A 20,376-nucleotide genomic window follows, 5' to 3' on the forward strand; every position below is an offset into this window, starting at 1 on the left:
AAAGCAGTATTTCTGAAGTTCTGTCATAAATCTTTGCTATTTTTACATTATGAATCAACCTTTGGCAGAAAGAATCCGTCCACAAAGTTTAAGTGACTATATTAGTCAACAACATTTAGTAGGCGAAAATGGAATTTTAACCAATCATATAAAACAAGGAATTATTCCTTCACTAATTTTATGGGGGCCTCCAGGAATTGGAAAAACTACCTTAGCAAATATTATTGCTAATGAATCTGGGCGTCCATTTTATACCTTAAGTGCTATTAGCTCTGGAGTAAAAGATGTTCGTGAAGTAATTGAAAAAGCAAAGAAAAGTGGCGGATTGTTCACACAAAAAAACCCTATTTTATTTATTGATGAGATTCATCGTTTTAGTAAATCTCAACAAGATTCTTTATTAGGCGCTGTTGAAAAAGGTTGGGTAACTCTAGTTGGCGCTACCACTGAAAACCCAAGCTTTGAGGTTATACCTGCCCTACTCTCTCGTTGCCAAGTGTATATATTAAATTCTTTTGATAAAAATGATTTGGTTGCTTTGTTACATCGCGCAATGGAAAAAGATGAAATCATTTCTCAAAAAAAAATCAACTTAAAAGAAACCGATGCACTACTTCAAGTTTCTGGTGGGGATGCGAGAAAACTTCTGAATATTTTTGAATTATTAGTTTCTGCTGATGATGAAATTGAGGTTACTAATGAATTGGTGTTATCTAAAATTCAAAAAAATACGGTTCGTTATGATAAAACAGGTGAACAACATTACGATATTGTTTCTGCTTTTATAAAATCTATCAGAGGAAGTGATCCCAACGCAGCAGTGTATTGGTTAGCTCGTATGATAGAAGGCGGAGAAGACGTGAAGTTTATTGCTCGTAGAATGCTTATTGCTGCTTCTGAAGATATTGGTAACGCAAACCCTACTGCCTTAATTTTAGCCAACAATACCTTTCAAGCTGTTTCTGTAATTGGCTATCCAGAGTCTAGGATTATTTTAAGCCAGTGCGCTGTATATTTAGCAAACTCTGCCAAAAGTAATGCTTCTTATATGGCTATAGGTGAAGCACAAAATTTAGTTAAAACAACTGGTGATTTGTCTGTTCCGTTGCATTTACGTAATGCTCCTACTAAATTAATGAAAGACCTAGACTACGGAAAGGAATATCAATACTCTCACAACTACGCTGGTAATTTCGTAAATCAAGAATTTTTACCCGATGAGATAAAAAACACAAAATTGTATGAACCAGGTAACAATGCTCGTGAAAATCAATTTAGAGAACTACTGAAGCAACGTTGGAAAGATAAATACAATTATTAGTTACAATACAAATAGGTTATGAATTATAAACTAAAAACTTTTATCAAAGCTGCTCAGTATTCAAGTTTTACACTTGCTTCTAAAGAGTTGAATATTTCACAACCTGCCGTTTCTAAAACTATTTCAAAATTAGAAGAAGAATACAATACAACTTTTTTTAATAGATCACGAAACTCTATTTCATTAACAAATGAAGGAAAAATTTTTCTTGATTATGCTTATAAAATTACTGAGTTATTTGAAGAATTAAAGAATTCTTTTCTTTTAAATGAAAAGAGCATTTCTCTTGAATTTAATATAGGATTGAGCACCACAATTGCTACGTATGTGATACCAAAAGTACTCGCTAAAATAAAACAAAACTCTAATAATATAAAGTTCAATATAATTAGTGGCAATACAAAAGATATTGAACATAAGATTTTAAATCAAGAATTAGAGTTTGGTATTGTAGAAGGAAAATCTTCTAATCAATTATTACGATACTCAAAATTTATAAAAGATGAGATTGTGCTGGTTACAAGCACTAACAATAGCAATAGTAAAAGCTCTATATCAAAAAAAGAACTAAGTGAAATACCTTATGTAAGTCGTGAAGTTGGTTCGGGTACACGTGAGGTAATTGAAGAAACTTTAAAGAAAAACAACATTACTACACTAAACAGAGTAATAACATTAAATAACACAGAGGCTATTGAACAGTATTTGCACTACTCTAACTCTTATGCTCTCTTATCTATCCACGCTGTAACGGAAAAACTTATTCAAAACAAATTAAAAATAGTTGATATTAAAGGACTTTCTTTTGAACGTGAGTTTGATTTTGTTTGTAGGACAAACTATCAATCAAAAAAAATGGACCTACTTTATAAATTAATTAAAACCAACTATAACTTTTAGTTATCTTGTATAACTATTTAATTTCCTTTTTAGCTATATTTCAGTCGTAGTTTTGTTTCATCAAATTCTTAGAAAAAATGAAACAATTCTATCTAATTATCTTTTTTATATTCTCTTTAACACTAGCCTTGGCTGGCTACATTTCTAGCCCTTTTGCTTTAGTATTTGGCTTTATTTTGACATCTATTTTTGGTAATCCTTTTCCAGAAAAAACCAAAAAAGCAACTCAAATTCTTTTAAAAACGTCTGTTATTGGTTTAGGTTTTGGAATGTCTTTAACTGAAACTATACAAACAAGCAAAGAAGGGTTTATTTTAGCTACTTTATCAATTATTTTAACCGTAACTCTAGGTCTCTTTTTTATTAATTTTTTCTCAATTGAGAAAAAGTTAGGCTTTTTAATTACTTCGGGGACTTCTATTTGCGGCGGAAGTGCTATCGCTGCTATTTCACCTGTAATTAAAGCTAATCATAAAACTATAAGTATCGCTATTGGAGTTGTTTTCTTTTTAAATGCTATTGCCTTATTTATATTTCCTCCTTTAGGACATCTTTTTGGTTTAACTCAACAACAATTTGGAATTTGGTGCGCCATAGCTATCCACGACACCAGTTCTGTTGTAGGGGCTGCTTTAGAGTATGGTGATGAAGCTTTGCAAATAGCAACTACTGTGAAACTTGCTCGTACTTTATGGATTATACCTTTATCTTTTTTTGCTATGCTTCTTTTTAAGTCTAGTGATAGAAAAATTAAAACCCCTTATTTTATTATTGGATTCATTGTAGCAATGCTACTCAACAGTTATCAAGTTGTTCCTGAAAGTTTTTCAATAAACATCGTAGAATTATCTAAAAGACTTCTCGTAGTAACCTTATTTTTAGTAGGAATGAATTTAACTGGTAAGGATTTAAAAGAAAGTGGTATTAAGCCTGTTATTGTTGCTTCTCTTTTATGGATATTTATAAGTGTTTTTTCACTACTCTTTATTATTGTTTCTTAAAGAGTAGTGAAAAATATGCATTAGAACTTTATTTGATATTGTTTTATTGTTTTAGTTCCATCTATATAATACTCAGCAAACCAAAAATTTCCATTTTTATATAAAACTCCATTCTTATCTTTAATTACAAAAACGTCTTTTACATTCGTTTTTAATACTTGAAAAACAACTTCAGGTTTTGTGTTTACTAACTGGAATCCGTTAGTTGTTAATTGTGCATACAATACATTCTTTGTTGTGTTTTCTTCATTAGCCTGCACTGTTTTATTTTTTACTACCTCAACAGTTGAAACCACTGGAGCTACTTCTTCTTCTTTTACAGTAGTTACTTCTTTTGATGGTGTATACTTGTACTTTAATGCCTGTACTGATTTAAAAGCATTACGAATAGCTTCATGATAGGACTTTTTGTAATCTTTCTCTTTACTTCTTCCTTCTTTAGATGCAAACACCACTTTGTTATTACAATCTTTTAACTCTACAATACTCTTTGTTGTAAATAATCCTGATTCATCTCTTACTGTACCTGTTAAAGCTAAACACCTATTATTTACAACTTCTTCTGGTAACTTCTCATCTTCTAATAGTGCTGTAAAGCCATACTTATTGAATAAGAATTTTGTTAATGAACTTGTTTGGTATTTATCTTTACCTTTTAAAAAGTCAAACTTTGTTGGTACAATAACATATTTGTAAGTATTAATAGATTTTTGCGCAAAACTTGTTGCTGTGATTAATAATAAAACGTAAACTATTTTTTTCATTTATTTAAATATTAAATTAACTCCTAGTTGAAAAGAGGTTGTATTGGCATCAGCAATATCGGCAATTTTAAACAAATTGTCCACTACACCGTATATGTTTAACTTTCCTGTTTTTACTGATAATCCTAATCCAAAATTAGTGTATGAAAAATCATCAACTGTATAGGTTATTTTACTCCTCACTCCTTTTATTAAAATTCTTTCATAAAAACTTGTGAATGCGAACTTAGGTCCTGTAGGTCTAAAAACAGCAAACAACTGACCACCAATAGCATTGTTATAAAATTTATTATACGTCATATCGTAGCAAGTTTCTTCTCTTCTTGATTTTCCCCAACTATGTTTAACTGAACTATTAAACTTTATAGGACGCATTACTGTGTATGAATTTTTATCTTCTTCATTAGGTATTTGGCTTTCTATGTCGTTCTTTAAGTCTTCCCAATAATTACGATTTGTTCCATCGTATTTAAACTCAATACCAGAAAAATCATAACTTCCTTTCACAGATGCATTTCTATTTCTTTTTGAATAATTCACAAAACCTACATCTAACAAACTAGCTGTTAATTCAGTTTGTTTATTAATCTTATAGGTAACTCCAAAATCTATACCTAAGCCCAAGTTTCCTCCCAAAAGTGCTCTACTAATTATATCTTTTGTAGAAATTTCAACATTATTATTTTCATTATAAATACCAGAGCTATAAACCGCGGCATCAATATTATTTAAATGGTGTGTGTAAATATTATCTTGACCTAATTTTGTTGCAAAACTTCCTTTATTTTCAGTAGAAGTAACATTAGCTATTCCCGAATAAATTTTTAACCTCCCTCCTACTGTTAACTTATCATCTACTTTTTTTGAAATACCAACATGGAGAATACTTAATACTTCAGATTTTACCGAAACTTCTGATGCCAAAAAATCTTTATTTAAGTTGGAAGCATTGCCATCATTAATTAGTTGTAATATATTTTTTGGCACCGCCATAAATGCATCTACTTCTGTATAGAAACCTCCAGATATATAATACTTATCATTAAGTTTATAACCTGCATTTAGTATTTCTATTTGTGTGTTTAACTGTATATAATCGTTAACTGATAATTTATTTAATGCATTCCTATACTTAACATTAAAATTAATCATGTCATTTCTAAAAACATCAGCTATTGTAACATCACCTGTTACTCCGGCTTGAAAAGACACTCCTGATAAAAAGGGAATTCCTACATGATATTTATAATTAACGGTTGCTCCTGGGTTTAATAATAATGTTTGTGGTATTTCATCGAACCCATATAAAACTTGTTTATTTTGACTGTTTATTTCGTGTATTACGATTATAAACAACAGCAATAAAATGTATAAATGTTTCATTAATTTATTTTAAAATAAAGGGTTCCTGCTGATTTAAAAGTAAACTTTTTGGGTTCGTTGATATCAATCACGGTACCGTCTGAACTTGGTAATAGCTCAAGAATTAATTCAATTTTAGTTGAATTTAAAATACTTGAATTACTCAAAACATCAATAACCTCTTGAAAGTTAAAAGCCTGAGTGTTTTTGGGAATATTAATTGATGTAACTCTATACGTTACTGCATTATTCTCGTCGAGAAAATTAAAATTAAGTTTAAAGTTTCTATCAAAAGGATTATTTATTTCAAAATTAAGTTCAATTTTATTTAAATCTTCAGCTCCTTCATTATTAAAAACTTCTAACCTTGAAACCTCTCTTATTCTTGCTATTTCAATTCCTGTTGGTGTAACTAATGAAGTTTGATCAAGATTGGCATACACTAATGATGCAACAATAACTGGTGTTATTTCTATATCTTCTGCTTGACTAAAATCAATATCTTTTATACATGACATATGTGTTATTAAAACAAATAATATAAAGAAGTGTTTTACTTTCTTATTTTTATTTATTTTCAGAATATTATTCATTTATAAATATTTTTTTAATTCAATTAATGAAGTTATTTGTTGGACATCTTTACTTTTTATTTCTTCTGAAAAGTGAATTACTTTCATTTCTGAATTTAGAGCACCAATAATATCAGCCTCATAATTGTCACCTATCATAACAGACTCTTTTGCTTTAGCTCCGGCTTTTTCCAATGCAAACTTAAAAACCTTTGAATTAGGTTTTTTAGCTCCAACACATTCAGATGTGATTACTTGTTTAAAAAAATTACTAATTCCTGACTTTTTTAGTTTTAATTTCTGCACCTCTTCAAAACCATTAGTAATGATATGTAAATCATACTTCTTTTCTAAGTACTCTAGTACCTCTTTAGTATTATCAAATAGGTGGTTAAAGTTTGGTAAATATTCTATGTAATCTTTAGATATTTGGTTTATTAAATCATCAGAAACTTCATAATTTAAACTATCAAATGTTTCTTTTAATCGATAATACCTTAAAGCTGATTTTTCTATTTTATCTTCTCTGTATAGTTTCCAAAACTTAAAGTTCAAAGGCATATAAACTTTTAAAAAATCACCTACTGGAATAGTTATATTTTGTTCTTTAAAAATTTGATTAAAGGTTAGTTTAGAGTTTTTATCAAAGTCCCATAATGTATGATCTAAATCAAAAAACAAATGTTTTATATCCATATTATCTATGTATTTCTTACTATTTTTATCATTGAATTGTATAATCTATTCCAGCCTCTCCATCTTAAATAATTACTTAAACTTTCATTATGAAATACTGTTATAAAAGTACCATTTACCGCCTTTACTTCATTTTTTAAATCTCTAATTTTTCCTAATGACTGTTTTGGTGTTAACTTCATGTAATCGTTTAACGTTGTATCCATCAAAGCAAATGGGAATATTTTTAATGGTGTTTGAATTTCAAAATCTAAATCGTAAAAGTGAAAAGGTGTACATGTAGTTGCTCGAAAACCAACATGTGTTGTATATCCCATTGAATAGTCTTCATCTATCTCTAAATCTATTAACTGTTGATATGTTTCTGGTAAAGACACTCTTAAATAGTGTTGTCTTGAACGCTTAATAGGCATATTAGTTATGTTTTCTAAACGCTCTTTTTCCTTTTTTAACATAGCCGCATTATTAACGGTGTAATAAGAAGGATGTAAGCCTACACGAGCGTAATCAACCATATCTTTTATTAACAATTTAAATTTTCTTTTAGAAGCAGAAACATTAGTATCGAATGTAGTATAATCACCTATTAAAAAGAAAAATATAGTTCTTATGTTATATGTTTTCTTTATATCTATTATTTCTTTAAAGGTATCAAATGGGTCTTTTTTAATATTAAAAAAGACAGCAAATCTATCCCAAACTGTAAAAATCTTAAACTGAGAGATGTCTTTTAAAAAACCTCCCAATATCCTAATAAAACTTTTATACTTATATGCATAAGCATTATCCACATCTATTGTAGATATATACTTATATTTTCTTGTAGTATGTTTAAAATCAGGAAATTTTTGCTTTAAAGTATCGAGAAACTTATATGCCCATATATCAACAAGTGGCTTTTCTAAAAACCCATTTTGATATGCTATACTTTCTTTTACCGAAAAACGGCCATGCTCGTCTTTAATATGCGGTAAATATTCTTCATATCTTGATATTAAATAAAAACTAGCAGCAAAAATATCAAATGGGATCTCAGAAGTTTCAGCCGTTGAAAAAAAACAAGGAGCTTCATCCCATTTTTGAATAATTATTTCTACATCCTTTACACCTTGTTGAAACAACAACTCATTACTTTCAACAAAAAACTCTTTTCCTAAAGGAACATTTGTATATGAAAACTTAGGTCCATTATAAGCTACAAATTCCTCTACTTTCCCTGTAAAATCAATCTGAACTTGTAAAATACGAGTAAATATATGTTTAAAAATATAACGTACTCTAGGAGTAACTTTATGGGTATAAATAAGTATCATAAATAGTAACTAGAATCGTAAAACGACTATAAAATTCCTTCATCTGCAAAGCTAAAATAAGCTTTTTCAGTAACTATTAAGTGATCTAGTAATTTAATATCTAAGGTAACACCTGCTTGCTTTATTTTTTTAGTGATGTCAATATCTGATTTACTTGGTGATAATTTTTCTGAAGGGTGGTTATGACAAACAATTATTCCAATTGCAGAAAGCTCTAAGGCTCTCTTATACAACAACCTTACATCTACCAAAGTAGCGGTAAATCCTCCTTTACTTAATTGGTGTTTTGCTAATACTTTATTTGAGTTATTAAGATATAATACCCAAAATTCTTCGTATTGTAAATCACCTATAAGTGGTTGCATAATTTTTGCTACATCAATAGAACTTTTTATTTTAGGCACACTTGCTCTTCCTACAAACTGTCTTCTTTTACCAAACTCTAAAGCAGTTACCACAGATATTGCTTTTGCCTCCCCTATTCCTTTAAATTTCATTAACTCCTCTATAGATAATTTTGCTAAAGCATTTAAGTCGTTGTTTACTGATAATAATATTCTTTTTGCTAAAGCAACTGCACTTTCATCTCTATTTCCAGAGCCAATCAAAATAGCTACTAATTCGGCATCTGACAATACTGTTTTTCCTTTAGACATTAACTTTTCTCTTGGTCTATCATCTAATGCCCACGATTTAATAGAAATCTTATTCATATTATTTTTTTTCTTTTAAATTTATAAATATAATTCATTTTTTGCACAACCAAAAGAAGCACAGTATCTTTGCATTCTATCTTTTTTAATTTTTAATATGAAGATTATTATAGCCGGGGCTGGAGACGTTGGTTTTCATTTGGCTAAACTCCTTTCTTACGAAGCACAAGACACATATGTAGTCGATTTTGATGGTGAAAAATTAGAATATCTAAACAATCATTTAGATGTTATCACCAAAAAAGGAGACGCTACCTCTATAAAGTTATTGAAAGAAATAGGTGTAAGCTCTGCCGATTTATTATTAGCAGTTACTGAAAGTCCTAATACAAACTTTACGATTTCTGTAATAGGTAAAGCATTAGGTGTTAAAAAAACAATTGCTAGAATTAGTAATCCTGAATTTTTAAATAACCCTTGTATTAATTTTAAAGATTATGGTGTAGATTTTATGATCTCTCCAGAAGAATTAGCTGCGGAAGAAATTAAGTCTCTACTAAATCAGTCTTCATTTAATGATACTGTTGCTTTTGAAAATGGAGTTTTCAATATCATGGGAACAACACTTGGGTATAAATCTCCTATTTTAGACCTTACTGTTAAAGAAACTAAAGAGAAATTTTGTTTGGTAGACTTCATTACTATAGCTATAAAACGTGAAGGGACTTCTCAAACAATTATTCCTCGTGGAGATACTGAGTATAAAATAAACGACCAAGTATATTTTTCTGTGCCAAAATATAGTATTGATAAACTATACCCTATCATAGGAAAAGAATATATAGATATTAAAAATGTAATGATCTTGGGAGGAAGCCGTGTAGGAAGAAAAACAGCGAGAAAACTCTGCAAAGATAACTTTAAAGTAAAGCTAATTGAAAAAGATAAAGACAAAGCCTTACAACTTGCAGAAGATTTACGTAATACATTAGTTATTTACGGTGATGGTAGAGATTTAGAATTATTAGAAGAAGAAAGTATTAGAGAAATGGATGCTTTTGTGGCTGTTACTGGAGACTCTGAGACCAACATCATGTCCTGTTTAGTAGCTAAATCCAAAGGTGTAAAAAAGACAGTAGCTTTAGTAGAGAATATGGATTATATTAACATTTCTCAAACTATTGGTATTGATACGTTAATTAATAAAAAATTAATTGCTGCAAGTAATATTTTCCGTCATATTAGAAAAGGGGAAATTGTAGCCTTAGCTAATCTGCATAATGTTGATGCTGAAGTTTTTGAATTTGAAGTGCATCCTGGTGCTAAAGTAACTCAAAAAATCATTAGAGAATTACGCTTTCCTAGAGAAGCCATTATTGGAGGTGTAATTAGAAATGGAGAAGCATTAATGTCTTTTGGTGATTTTCAAATGCAAAGCGGTGATAGAGCCATTGTTTTCTGCTTACCTGAAGCTATAAATATCGTAGAAGACCTATTTAAGTAATGGAAAACCTTAATCTTAAATTAGTCTATCGTTTTTTAGGAGTTACAGCTATCCTGAATGGGTTATTTATGTGGCTTGCCTTACCCATAAGTTTTTATTACAACGAATCCGCTAAATTAGGAATTCTAAATGCCGGAATTATTACGATAGCAATTGGTTCTTTATTGTTTTTTTTCAATAAACCCGATAATAAAAACATTCATAAAAAAGAGGGATACCTTATTGTTACTTTAGGATGGCTTACCTTATCGTTCACAGGAATGCTTCCCTATCTACTCACAGAAAGTATACCGAACGTAACTAATGCTTTTTTTGAAACAATTTCTGGTTACTCAACCACAGGTTCCTCTATTTTAACCGATATAGAATCTATGCCTAAGGGTATTTTATTTTGGCGAAGTTGTACACACTGGATTGGAGGCATGGGAATTATTGTACTTACCATTGCTATTTTACCATTATTAGGTATAGGAGGAATGCAACTTTTTATGGCTGAAGCCCCAGGTCCTTCTGCTGATAAACTACACCCAAGAATTACTGATACAGCAAAACGCTTATGGTTAATTTATGTATTGTTAACTGCTATTGAATTTTTACTACTAAAAGTAGCTGGAATGACTTGGTTTGATGCTATTAATCATGCTATGGCGACCGTAAGCACGGGTGGGTTCTCCACTAAAAATGCTAGTGTAGCTCATTGGAATAATGCTCCATTAATTCAGTACATTATCATCTTTTTCATGTTTATTGCTGGTACTAATTTTGTACTCACCTATTTTGCATTAAAAGGAAAAGTTAGAAAAGTTATACAAAGTGAAGAATTCAAATACTACCTTTTTGGTATTCTTGGAATAGCTACTATTGTAGCTTTAATGATTATCTTTTTTCAAGATCCCAATCTACAAACTACTATAGAACATCCTAAAGTATGGGGTGAAGTAGAAAGTGCAATAAGACATTCTTTATTCTCTGTTATATCTGTAGTGACCACAACTGGTTTTGTTACTGCCGATTTTACAATGTGGAGCTTTTTTGTTACCGCAATATTTTTCTCTTTATTTTTTTTAGGAGGTTCTGCAGGGTCTACATCTGGAGGAGTGAAAATTGTTCGTCACATTATCTTGTTGAAGAATAGCTTTCTTGAATTTAAAAAATCATTACACCCAAATGCCATAATACCTGTTCGTTATGACGGAAAAGCAGTTAATCAAACAATTATATTCAACATACTTTCATTTTTTGTACTCTACATGCTAATTTTTATAATTGGTACTGTTGTTCTAGCCCTTTTAGGTTTAGATATAAAGTCTGCTTTAGGAGCATGCGCTTCTTCATTGGGTAATATCGGACCTGCTATTGGAAGTGTTAGTCCTGTAGACAATTTTAACCATTTATCAGCAGGTGCTAAATGGTTTTGCTCTTTTCTAATGTTAATTGGTCGTCTAGAGCTATTTACTGTGTTAATTTTATTAACTCCTTTTTTCTGGAGAAAAAACTAACTTAAGTAATAAACTTACCTATAAAAAACATCTCTACTTATACGTATATACCTTAAAAGTACACGTTTGCATATTAATCGAATACGCTTAAACAATAGAATTAAAGTTTAGTGCGGTTTGTTTTTATATTTGGTTTGTAGAAAACAAATATTCAACATTTAGCAATTTTACACACTTGTAACAAAAAACTATAACCAACAAATAATTAAACAGTTACACAAAGCATATTGTTTTTTTTACTAAATTGTTGTTCTTAACATTAACTACTAAACTTTTTATTTATGGAACCATTTTTAGGTCAAATTACGATGTTCGGAGGAAACTTTGCTCCAAGAGGTTGGGCATTTTGCGATGGACAATTACTGGCAATTTCACAAAACTCTGCTTTATTTTCAATTTTAGGAACCACGTACGGAGGAGACGGAAGAACAACTTTTGCTTTACCCGATTTAAGAGGTAGAGCTCCAATAGGCCCTAGAAATGGCCCTGGCTTAAGTGATTATAGATTGGGTCAAAGAGGAGGGGTAGAAACGGTTACCTTAAACATTACTCAAATGCCAAGTCATAATCATGCAACTCAAAACAATACAGCTGCTGACCAACATATTCAATTAAGTGCTGATGCTGGTGTTCGTAGTACTCCTCAGGCAGGAGATGTTCCTGCTGGAGCAAGTTTTGGATCTGGTATTAGTGCCACACCTGTAAATGCTTATGGACCAGCTAACAATACTGTTAATGGACAAACTATTAGTGCTAATGCTGGTTTGAATATACTTAATACAGGTGGAAACCTACCACATACTAATGTACAACCTTACTTAGCTGTTAATTATATTATTGCTTTGGTAGGTGTTTTTCCTTCTAGAAATTAACTTATTTGCTATAATTCATTTGATAAAATAAAACTCTAGTGAAAATCATTAGAGTTTTATCTGTAAAATTATTTAACCAATCATATACTAAATAAAAATGAAACATCGTTACTTTAAATTCTTATTGAATATACTTGTTTATTTTGTGCTTATTTTTTCTAATAAGCAATTGAACGCTCAGACCCCTAGTACTATGGAATTTGGTTCATCAACTGTGGTTTTAGCAACTGGTACAAATCCTAGTGCTGATCAATCAGTTAATTCTCTATTAAATAGCTTTGATATCTCTAGTACATCTAGTGGCAACATTGTTCTTGCCTTTGCCACAAATGGGAACGGAGTAGGTACTGATGCAATTGGTGGAGCCTCGGATGCTGTATTAGCTTGGGCAGGAAATGGTACTTTTTCTGTTAGTTCTGGAACACTATCAACAGATAGTGGTGGGGAAATAGGTATTACATCAATGCAATTTGCTTACCAACAAGCTATAGGTGGTAGCACACTTGATTTCACATTCATTGGTAAAAAAGATGGTGCAACAGTTGGTACACTTGTCTTAGTAGACCCTGCTCATAACTCTGCTATAAATATAAACTTAGCTTCACCTACTACAGGTTCTTTTTCAGATATTGACGAAATAGTTATAACACCTGCTACTCCTATTTTTGGGGGATTTTCAATAGATGGTATGGTAGTTACATCTGCTTTTTCCAATACAGCACCTGTAATTGGAGGAACAACCGCTGGTCAAAGTGTAAATGATAATAGTACTCTTTCTCCTTTTTCAAGTATCACAACTACAGATGCAGATGGAGATAACTTATCTGCTACCATTACATTAGATAATAATGCAAAAGGAACATTAACAGGTACGGGACTTTCTGGTACTGGACCTTATACTATAGCTAGTACTACACCTGCTGATTTACAAACAAAACTAAGAGCTTTATCTTTTAATCCAACTGACAACAGAACAGCTACTTCAGAAACAACTACTTTTACAGTTGTAATAAATGATGGTACTACTGATGATACAGATAATACAACAACAGTAATTTCAAATGCAGTTGCACCTGCTGTTTCTAGTGTGAGTGTACCTGCCAATGCTACTTACGTAACAGGACAAAATTTAGATTTTACCGTAAACTTTGACGAGGATGTAACTGTAAACACTACAGGAGGAATACCGCAAATAGCTATTACCATTGGAGCTACCATACGCCAAGCAACCTACATTAGCGGTAGTGGAACAAGTGCTTTGGTTTTTAGACATACGGTTCTTTCAGGGGATCTTGATACTGATGGTATTGCTGTTGGCTCTTTAGCTGCTAATGGCAGTACTTTAAAAGATTCTGGAGGAAAAGATGCTAATCTAACATTAAATAATGTGGGGGCAACTACTGGTGTATTAGTAGATGCAGTCGCCCCTACTGTAACAAATGTTAATGTACCTGCAAACGCCACTTACATATCAGGTCAAAACTTAGATTTTACTATTAACTTCAATGAAAACGTAATAGTAAACACTAGTGGAGGAACTCCTCAATTAAGTATTACAGTAGGAGCAACTACTCGTCAAGCAACCTACATCAGTGGAAGCGGAACAAGTGCTTTACTATTTAGATATACTATACAATCAGGTGATTTAGATTCTGATGGTATTGCTATTGGTACATTAGCTATAAATGGTGGTACTTTAAAAGACGTCGCTACTAATGATGCTAATCTAATTTTAAATAGTGTTGGAAACACAACCGCTGTATTAGTAGACACAGTTGCTCCCATTGTAACAAGTGTTAATGTGCCTTCAAACGCTACTTATGTTACAGGTAATAATCTAGATTTTACCGTTAACTTTAATGAAAATATTATAATCAGTACTACTGGAGGAACTCCTCAATTAAGTATTACAATAGGAGCAACTACTCGTCAAGCAACTTACATCAGTGGAAGCGGAACAAGTGCTTTACTGTTTAGATATACTGTACAGTCAGGTGATTTAGATACTGACGGTATAATGGTTTCTTCTTTAACTGCTAACGGTGGTACTCTAAAAGACACCGCTACTAATGACGCTAACTTAACTTTAAATAGTGTTGGAAGTACAACCGCTATATTAGTAGATACAATTGCTCCTATTGTAACAAGTGTTAATGTGCCTTCAAATGCTACTTATATAGCAGGTAATAATCTGGATTTTACTGTTAATTTTAATGAAAATATTACAATCAGTACTACTGGAGGAGTTCCTCAAGTCGCTATTACTATTGGGGCTACTATACGTCAAGCAACTTACATCAGTGGTAGTGGAACAAGTGCTATAGTCTTTAGATACACAGTACAATCAGGTGATTTAGACACTGACGGTATAACGATTTCTACTTTAACTGCTAACGGTGGTACTTTAAAAGACGCCGCCACTAATGACGCTAACTTAACTTTAAATAGTGTTGGAAATACAGCTGGTGTTCTTGTAGGAGTACAAACTATTACTTGGACAGGAGCTAGTGATAATGATTGGAATACAGCTTCAAACTGGGATTCTAATAGTGTTCCATCAACAAATTCTGATATTATTATTCCATCTGGATTAACAAATTATCCAACAGCTTCATCTGCTATTACTTTTAATTCTCTAACAATTAGTAATGGGGCTTCTTTTATACCTCAAAGTACTGTTACTGGTACCGTTACTTATAAAAGAAATTTACCAACTACAAACTGGTATTTAGTATCACCCCCTGTTGCTGGTGAAACTTTAGAAGATATTATTGCTAATCATACCTTGGCTTCTGGTACTGGTGGTAATTTAGGGCTTGCTCCTTATAGTAATATTACTGGCCCTGCATGGTTATATGTTCAAAGTGGTAATACAGGAACCATTACTAATGGAATAGGTGTTTCTATTAAATTAGCTACTCCTGGAGAAGTTTCAATCAGTGGAACAGCTAATACTTCTAATATTACTAAAGCTATTTCTACAGGTAGTAGAACTAATTACAACCTTGTAGGAAATCCGTATACATCATACATTAATTCTGCTAGTTTTACAGCTGCTAATTCTGCTGTACTTACCAGTGAAACTATTTGGTTGTGGGATGGAACTCAATACATAACCAAAAACGCTATCAACCCAATTGAAATTGCTCCGGGGCAAGCTTTCTTTGTAGAAGCTGCGGTAAACAATAATGTTATCTTTAGTTCAGCCAACCAAAGTCATCAAAATTCAGATACATTCATGAGACAGGAACCTATTCCTTCAATTGAATTATCTATTGACAATAACGATGTTAAAAGATCTACAGATATCTTTTATGTTTCAGGAAAGACTACAGGATATGATAGAAGTTATGACTCAAAAATGTTTGGGGAAGATACTTCTAACTTAGCTGTTTTTACTGAGCTAATAACTAATAACCAAGGAAAACAATTAGCTATTCAAACATTACCAAACACTAATCATGAAAATATGATTGTTCCTGTAGGTATTAAAGGAAAAGCAGGTGAAAAAATAACTTTTTCAACTATTTCTAAAAATCTACCAGCTAATCTTAAAGTATACTTAGAAGATAAAACAAATAGAGTTTTTACCAATTTATCTGAAGATAATTATACTATAACTCTTACGAATGATACAAACGGTATTGGTCAATTCTATTTGCATACTAGCTCTAAAAAACTTGAAATACCTTCTGTTACCCCTTCATTAGATAATATTAGTATATATAGTTCTTCTAATAATGAAGTTACCATTGTAGGATTGCAAACTAAAGCCAATATAGTTGTTTACTCAATCTTAGGGAAAGAAATTTTAAATCAAAACATAAACTCTAACGGAATAAGTAAAGTAAGCCTTCCTGAGGTATCTAGTGGTGTATATATTGTAAAGTTAAATTCTGAATTAGGAGAGATCACTAAAAAAATAATCTTAAAATAAGCTAGCTATAAAATCAAGTAATTATGAAGAAAAACATAAAAAAGACTGATACAGATTCTAAAAATATCACTCGCAAAGAAGCTCTAAAAAAAATTGGCGGTTATAGTAAATATGCTGCTTTAACGGCTTTAGGAACTTACATGATTTTAAATCCTCAAAAAGCACAAGCACAAAGCGCCCCAGAAGATCCTGGTAGTGGATTTTAATCTTAAAAACTTCATCCAAAAAACCTCGATAAAATTATCGAGGTTTTTTATCTTTAGTCAATCATGATAAATAAAATAATTAAACGAAACATAGATAATAAAAGTATTGTTTGGTTTCAAGATAACAATGAATATCTTGTTGTAGATCCTCTTGTGGCTGAAATACTCTCTCTTTTAGATCAAAACGTTGATAAGCAAAAGATAACTACTCAGATTACTAAGCAAGTTGATATTACTTATAAAGAAGCGTTCAGTTTAGTTATAGATATTGAGACTTTACTTATCTCTTCAAAAGAAACTAACAATAAAAGTAAAACTCAACCTGTAGTTAAACCAACATATTTTACTTCAATAAAATATTATAAAATAAAGGATATAATTTTAGAAGTGAAATATGCTTCTGACATAGAAACTTCTCTAATTCATCCTAAGTTTGCTCATTTAGAAACTGAAGAAACTAAAAATATCAATCATAAATTTGAAATCTTTAGTAATAACAATAGCATTTCTCTTTCCGTAGATGATATTGTTATTGATACTTGGAGCTTGAGAGAAGTACATTATTTCCAGGGCAAATTTTCTATGGAATTAGTACAAAAAGTCCATAAAAAAAATGAAGATGAATGGATAGGTGTTTTTCATGCTTCAGCAATTAGCAATAACAATAATTCTATTTTATTTTTAGGAGACTCTGGAAATGGAAAAAGTACATCTTTAGCATTATTACAAGCCAATGGTTTTACTTGTTTAGCCGATGATTTTGTACCTGTTGACAACTCTTTAAATGTACACAGTTTTCCTTCTGCTATATCTATCAAGAAGAATAGTCTAGAAACCTTACTTCCAATATATCCTGAGCTAAAAACATCCGCCGAATATCATTTTAAAAGACTAAATAAAATTGTTCGTTATCTGCCTACAAATAATCATGATTACTCTTTAAAGTTACCTTGCAAAGCTTTAATTTTTATTAAGTATCAAAAAAACAGTGGTTTAATCATTGATAAAATTTCAAATATTACAGCCTTTGAACAGTTAGTTCCTGATTCTTGGTTGTCTCCAATATCTCAAAATGCAGAGCTTTTCTTAGATTGGTTTGAAAAACTACCATGCTATCAATTAACCTATTCTGATAATCAAAAAATGATTACTACTGTCAAAAAAATCTTTGCTGATGAATTATAATGAAACCCTTTTATTTGTTGCAAAATGTTTAACAATCACTCATGAAAGAGACAATTGTAAACTGGTTGAAGAAAAAATAAAAAATAATACGGTTGATTGGAACACTATAGTTAAAGTAAGTACAGCTCAATATGTGTTTCCTGCTTTATATTGTAATTTAAAACGAGCTGACTTCTTACACTATTTACCAACTGATTTAGTAGAGTATATGCAACACATTACTAGTCTAAACAGAAAACGAAATGAATATATTATAGCTGAAGCCAAAGAAATCAACGAGCTTTTGCTCTCAAATAACATCATTCCTATTTTTTTAAAAGGAACTGGTAATTTACTTGAAGGGTTATATGAAGATATTGCTGAACGTATGGTGGGAGATATTGATTTTTTGGTAGAGAAAAAATATATCCAAACGACCTATAAGCTTCTACAAACTAACGGGTATACCAATAAAATTTCTGAGCTTTTTGAGGATCATAGACATCTACCTAGAATTACACATCCAAATAAGATTGCAGCTGTAGAAATTCATAAAGATATATTACGAAAAGACAAGACTACATTTTTTAATTATAATAGTATCAAAGATTCTCTATTGAGTGTAAATGATGTCACTGTACTGTCTCTCAAAAACCAAATCAAATTAACCGTTTTTTCTAAACTAGTAAATGACTACAATTACTTTTTAAAGAACATTAATCTTCGAGGTGCCTATGACGTTTTTTTACTAGGTAATAAGTTAAAAGTACAAACCAAAATATATGATAATAAGCTATCTAAAGAATTAAATGCTGGTTTAGACTTATACTGCAAACTCTTGTCAGAGCCTAAAAACCTTCAATATACATCTGATAAAAAAAGTCAACAATATATATCTAGTTGTTTACAGAGTTTGTCTCTAAATCGATATAACAAAATAAAGAAAGTAGTATTAAAACACTACTTAAAAACATCAATAAGAATTCATATTTTATGTAAAGCCTTATTTAAAAAATCATACTTTAAGTTTTTCTTTTCTAAAATAACTGATATTAGCTGGTTAAAAAGGAAATTAGGTTTTACACCAGACCTTTAACCTCATCAAAGTCTAAACCGCCATAATTACCAGAACTCATTAATAATAAGGCAGCATTTTCAAGGTTTTGACTAAATAAGAACTCCTTAAACTCTTTTGGGTTTGTATATATAATCAAATCATCTCGTTCAAAAGCCTTCGCTATTTGTACTGTTGAAACTTCTTCTAATTGTTTAATTTTTACTGCATGGGGAGAATAAAATACTACTGCTTTATCAGCTTTATCTAAAGCGCCTTTGTATTCTGATAAAAACTCAGCATTTAAGCTCGAATAAGTATGCAGTTCTAAACATGCTAACAAAGTTCTATTTGAATATTGATTTTTAACCGCTGCTGTCGTAGCTGCTACTTTAGATGGTGAATGTGCAAAATCTTTAAACACAACTGTTGAAGAATTTTCAGCAATCTTTTCCAAACGTTTACTTGCACCTTTAAAGCTTGCTATCGCTTCATAAAACTCATCTTCATCAATTCCCATGTGTTGACAAATCCACTTTGCTCCTGCCAAATTTTGTAAGTTATGTTCTCCAAAAATTTCTAACGGTAAATCTCCTTCTTCAGTTTCCAAATAAGTAATTCCATTATCAATAAAATAATGTGGGGTTTTATAAGGATATTTTTTTATCGGGTGATTAGAACTTTCTATAACTTCTTTTAAAATCGCATCTTCCTCATTATACACCATAATTCCACCATTCGTTAAAGAATCTGTAAAAATTGAAAACTGTTCAACATAGTTTTCAAACGTTGGGAACACATTGATATGATCCCAAGCAATTCCACTTAACAATGCAATGTTCGGTTTGTACAAATGAAACTTTGGACGCATATCTATAGGAGAACTCAAGTATTCATCTCCTTCTAAAACAATAAACTCATTTTCTTCGGTTAAATGTACCATTGTATCAAAACCATCTAACTGAGCCCCTACCATGTAATCTACTTCCCTATCATGATAATTCAACACATGTAAAATCATAGAAGTAATCGTTGTTTTTCCATGAGAACCACCTATAACCACACGAGTTTTATCTTTAGACTGCTCATATAAGAATTCTGGATATGAATAAATTTTCACTCCAATTTCTTGCGCTTTTAATAACTCTGAGTTATTTTTTTTTGCATGCATTCCTAAAATTACAGCATCTAAATCAGCGGTTATTTTTTCTGGAAACCAACCAAACTCATTCGGTAATAAACCTTTATTTGCTAAACGAGTTTTTGACGGGTCATGAATTGTATCATCACTTCCTGTTATTTGGTATCCTTTTTGTTGTAATGCGATTGCTAGGTTATGCATTGCGCTACCTCCGATGGCTATAAAGTGAATTTTCATAGTGTTGTTATCTGTAATGTAAGCGTCAAAAATACAAAACCAAGCGAGAATTTTAAGTATCTTTAAATCGAAACTCATTAAATAGCTATGTTAACTCACTCAAATAGTATCTTTACAAACTTTAACTTGTAAAAAACTACTGTTTTTAAGTGTTTTGTTCATATAAATTTACGATTAGCA

Annotated in this window: 17 protein-coding genes; 10 read left to right on the plus strand and 7 right to left on the minus strand. The window is 31.0% G+C overall.

The window, feature by feature from the left end:
• Positions 1–49: 49 nt before the first annotated feature.
• The 3 genes from MHM83_RS07320 (at position 50) to MHM83_RS07330 (ending at position 3,222) form a co-directional block, all read left to right on the plus strand.
• On the plus strand, positions 50–1,321 hold the full coding sequence (locus MHM83_RS07320; RefSeq protein ID WP_047789843.1) for a replication-associated recombination protein A: 1,272 nt from the start codon (positions 50–52) through the stop codon (positions 1,319–1,321).
• Between the two features lie 18 nt (positions 1,322–1,339).
• Positions 1,340–2,221, plus strand: a complete 882-nt coding sequence (locus MHM83_RS07325) for a LysR family transcriptional regulator (protein ID WP_239179007.1) — start codon at positions 1,340–1,342, stop codon at positions 2,219–2,221.
• Between the two features lie 77 nt (positions 2,222–2,298).
• Positions 2,299–3,222: a YeiH family protein gene (locus tag MHM83_RS07330; protein ID WP_159490042.1), complete on the plus strand. Its 924-nt coding sequence runs from the start codon at positions 2,299–2,301 to the stop codon at positions 3,220–3,222.
• Positions 3,223–3,242: 20 nt separating this feature from the next.
• Here MHM83_RS07330 and MHM83_RS07335 read toward each other — a convergent pair whose 3' ends face one another.
• The 6 genes from MHM83_RS07335 to radC are packed head-to-tail and all read right to left on the minus strand — an operon-like array spanning position 3,243 to position 8,642.
• Positions 3,243–3,986, minus strand: a complete 744-nt coding sequence (locus MHM83_RS07335; protein ID WP_239179009.1) for a hypothetical protein — start codon at positions 3,984–3,986, stop codon at positions 3,243–3,245.
• Positions 3,987–5,369: a DUF5723 family protein gene (locus MHM83_RS07340; protein ID WP_239179011.1), complete on the minus strand. Its 1,383-nt coding sequence runs from the start codon at positions 5,367–5,369 to the stop codon at positions 3,987–3,989. It lies immediately after the preceding gene.
• Positions 5,369–5,941, minus strand: coding sequence for a hypothetical protein (locus MHM83_RS07345; RefSeq protein ID WP_125064442.1), 573 nt, complete (start codon positions 5,939–5,941; stop codon positions 5,369–5,371). Before MHM83_RS07345 ends, MHM83_RS07340 begins: the two co-directional genes overlap by 1 nt.
• Positions 5,942–6,616 (minus strand): YjjG family noncanonical pyrimidine nucleotidase, encoded by a 675-nt coding sequence (locus MHM83_RS07350; protein ID WP_047789849.1) that lies wholly within the window; start codon positions 6,614–6,616, stop codon positions 5,942–5,944.
• Positions 6,617–6,621: 5 nt separating this feature from the next.
• The gene (locus tag MHM83_RS07355; RefSeq protein WP_047789850.1) at positions 6,622–7,929 is read right to left on the minus strand and encodes a polysaccharide deacetylase family protein; all 1,308 of its coding nucleotides are present in this window, start codon (positions 7,927–7,929) and stop codon (positions 6,622–6,624) included.
• A 26-nt stretch (positions 7,930–7,955) separates the two neighbouring features.
• Entirely contained in the window at positions 7,956–8,642 is a 687-nt protein-coding gene (radC, locus tag MHM83_RS07360) for a RadC family protein (protein WP_047789851.1), read from the minus strand.
• A gap of 97 nt (positions 8,643–8,739) precedes the next feature.
• Between radC and trkA the strand changes: the two genes are divergently transcribed.
• The 7 genes from trkA (at position 8,740) to MHM83_RS07395 (ending at position 18,860) form a co-directional block, all read left to right on the plus strand.
• Entirely contained in the window at positions 8,740–10,086 is a 1,347-nt protein-coding gene (gene trkA, locus MHM83_RS07365) for a Trk system potassium transporter TrkA (RefSeq protein WP_047789852.1), read from the plus strand.
• Positions 10,086–11,585 (plus strand): TrkH family potassium uptake protein, encoded by a 1,500-nt coding sequence (locus MHM83_RS07370; RefSeq protein WP_159613088.1) that lies wholly within the window; start codon positions 10,086–10,088, stop codon positions 11,583–11,585. Before trkA ends, MHM83_RS07370 begins: the two co-directional genes overlap by 1 nt.
• Positions 11,586–11,866: 281 nt before the next feature.
• A complete protein-coding gene (locus MHM83_RS07375) occupies positions 11,867–12,457 on the plus strand; it encodes a phage tail protein (RefSeq protein ID WP_239179013.1) in 591 nt (196 codons plus the stop codon).
• Positions 12,458–12,650: 193 nt separating this feature from the next.
• The gene (locus tag MHM83_RS07380; protein ID WP_239179015.1) at positions 12,651–16,394 is read left to right on the plus strand and encodes a beta strand repeat-containing protein; all 3,744 of its coding nucleotides are present in this window, start codon (positions 12,651–12,653) and stop codon (positions 16,392–16,394) included.
• 23 nt (positions 16,395–16,417) lie between these two features.
• Positions 16,418–16,600 (plus strand): hypothetical protein, encoded by a 183-nt coding sequence (locus MHM83_RS07385; RefSeq protein ID WP_047789856.1) that lies wholly within the window; start codon positions 16,418–16,420, stop codon positions 16,598–16,600.
• 63 nt (positions 16,601–16,663) lie between these two features.
• Positions 16,664–17,785 (plus strand): hypothetical protein, encoded by a 1,122-nt coding sequence (locus MHM83_RS07390; RefSeq protein ID WP_239179017.1) that lies wholly within the window; start codon positions 16,664–16,666, stop codon positions 17,783–17,785.
• Positions 17,775–18,860 carry a nucleotidyltransferase family protein gene (locus MHM83_RS07395; RefSeq protein WP_239179019.1) on the plus strand — a complete coding sequence of 362 codons (1,086 nt, stop codon included), beginning with the start codon at positions 17,775–17,777 and terminating at the stop codon, positions 18,858–18,860. The genes MHM83_RS07390 and MHM83_RS07395 overlap by 11 nt, the downstream gene beginning before the upstream one ends.
• On the opposite strand, the gene MHM83_RS07400 is transcribed toward MHM83_RS07395, so the two are convergent.
• A complete protein-coding gene (locus MHM83_RS07400) occupies positions 18,844–20,196 on the minus strand; it encodes a UDP-N-acetylmuramate--L-alanine ligase (RefSeq protein ID WP_239179348.1) in 1,353 nt (450 codons plus the stop codon). The two genes, MHM83_RS07395 and MHM83_RS07400, sit on opposite strands and share 17 nt — an antisense overlap.
• Between the last annotated feature and the right edge of the window lie 180 nt (positions 20,197–20,376).

Source organism: Tenacibaculum sp. Mcav3-52 (assembly GCF_022347665.1).
In the GTDB taxonomy this organism is placed as follows: domain Bacteria; phylum Bacteroidota; class Bacteroidia; order Flavobacteriales; family Flavobacteriaceae; genus Polaribacter; species Polaribacter mesophilus.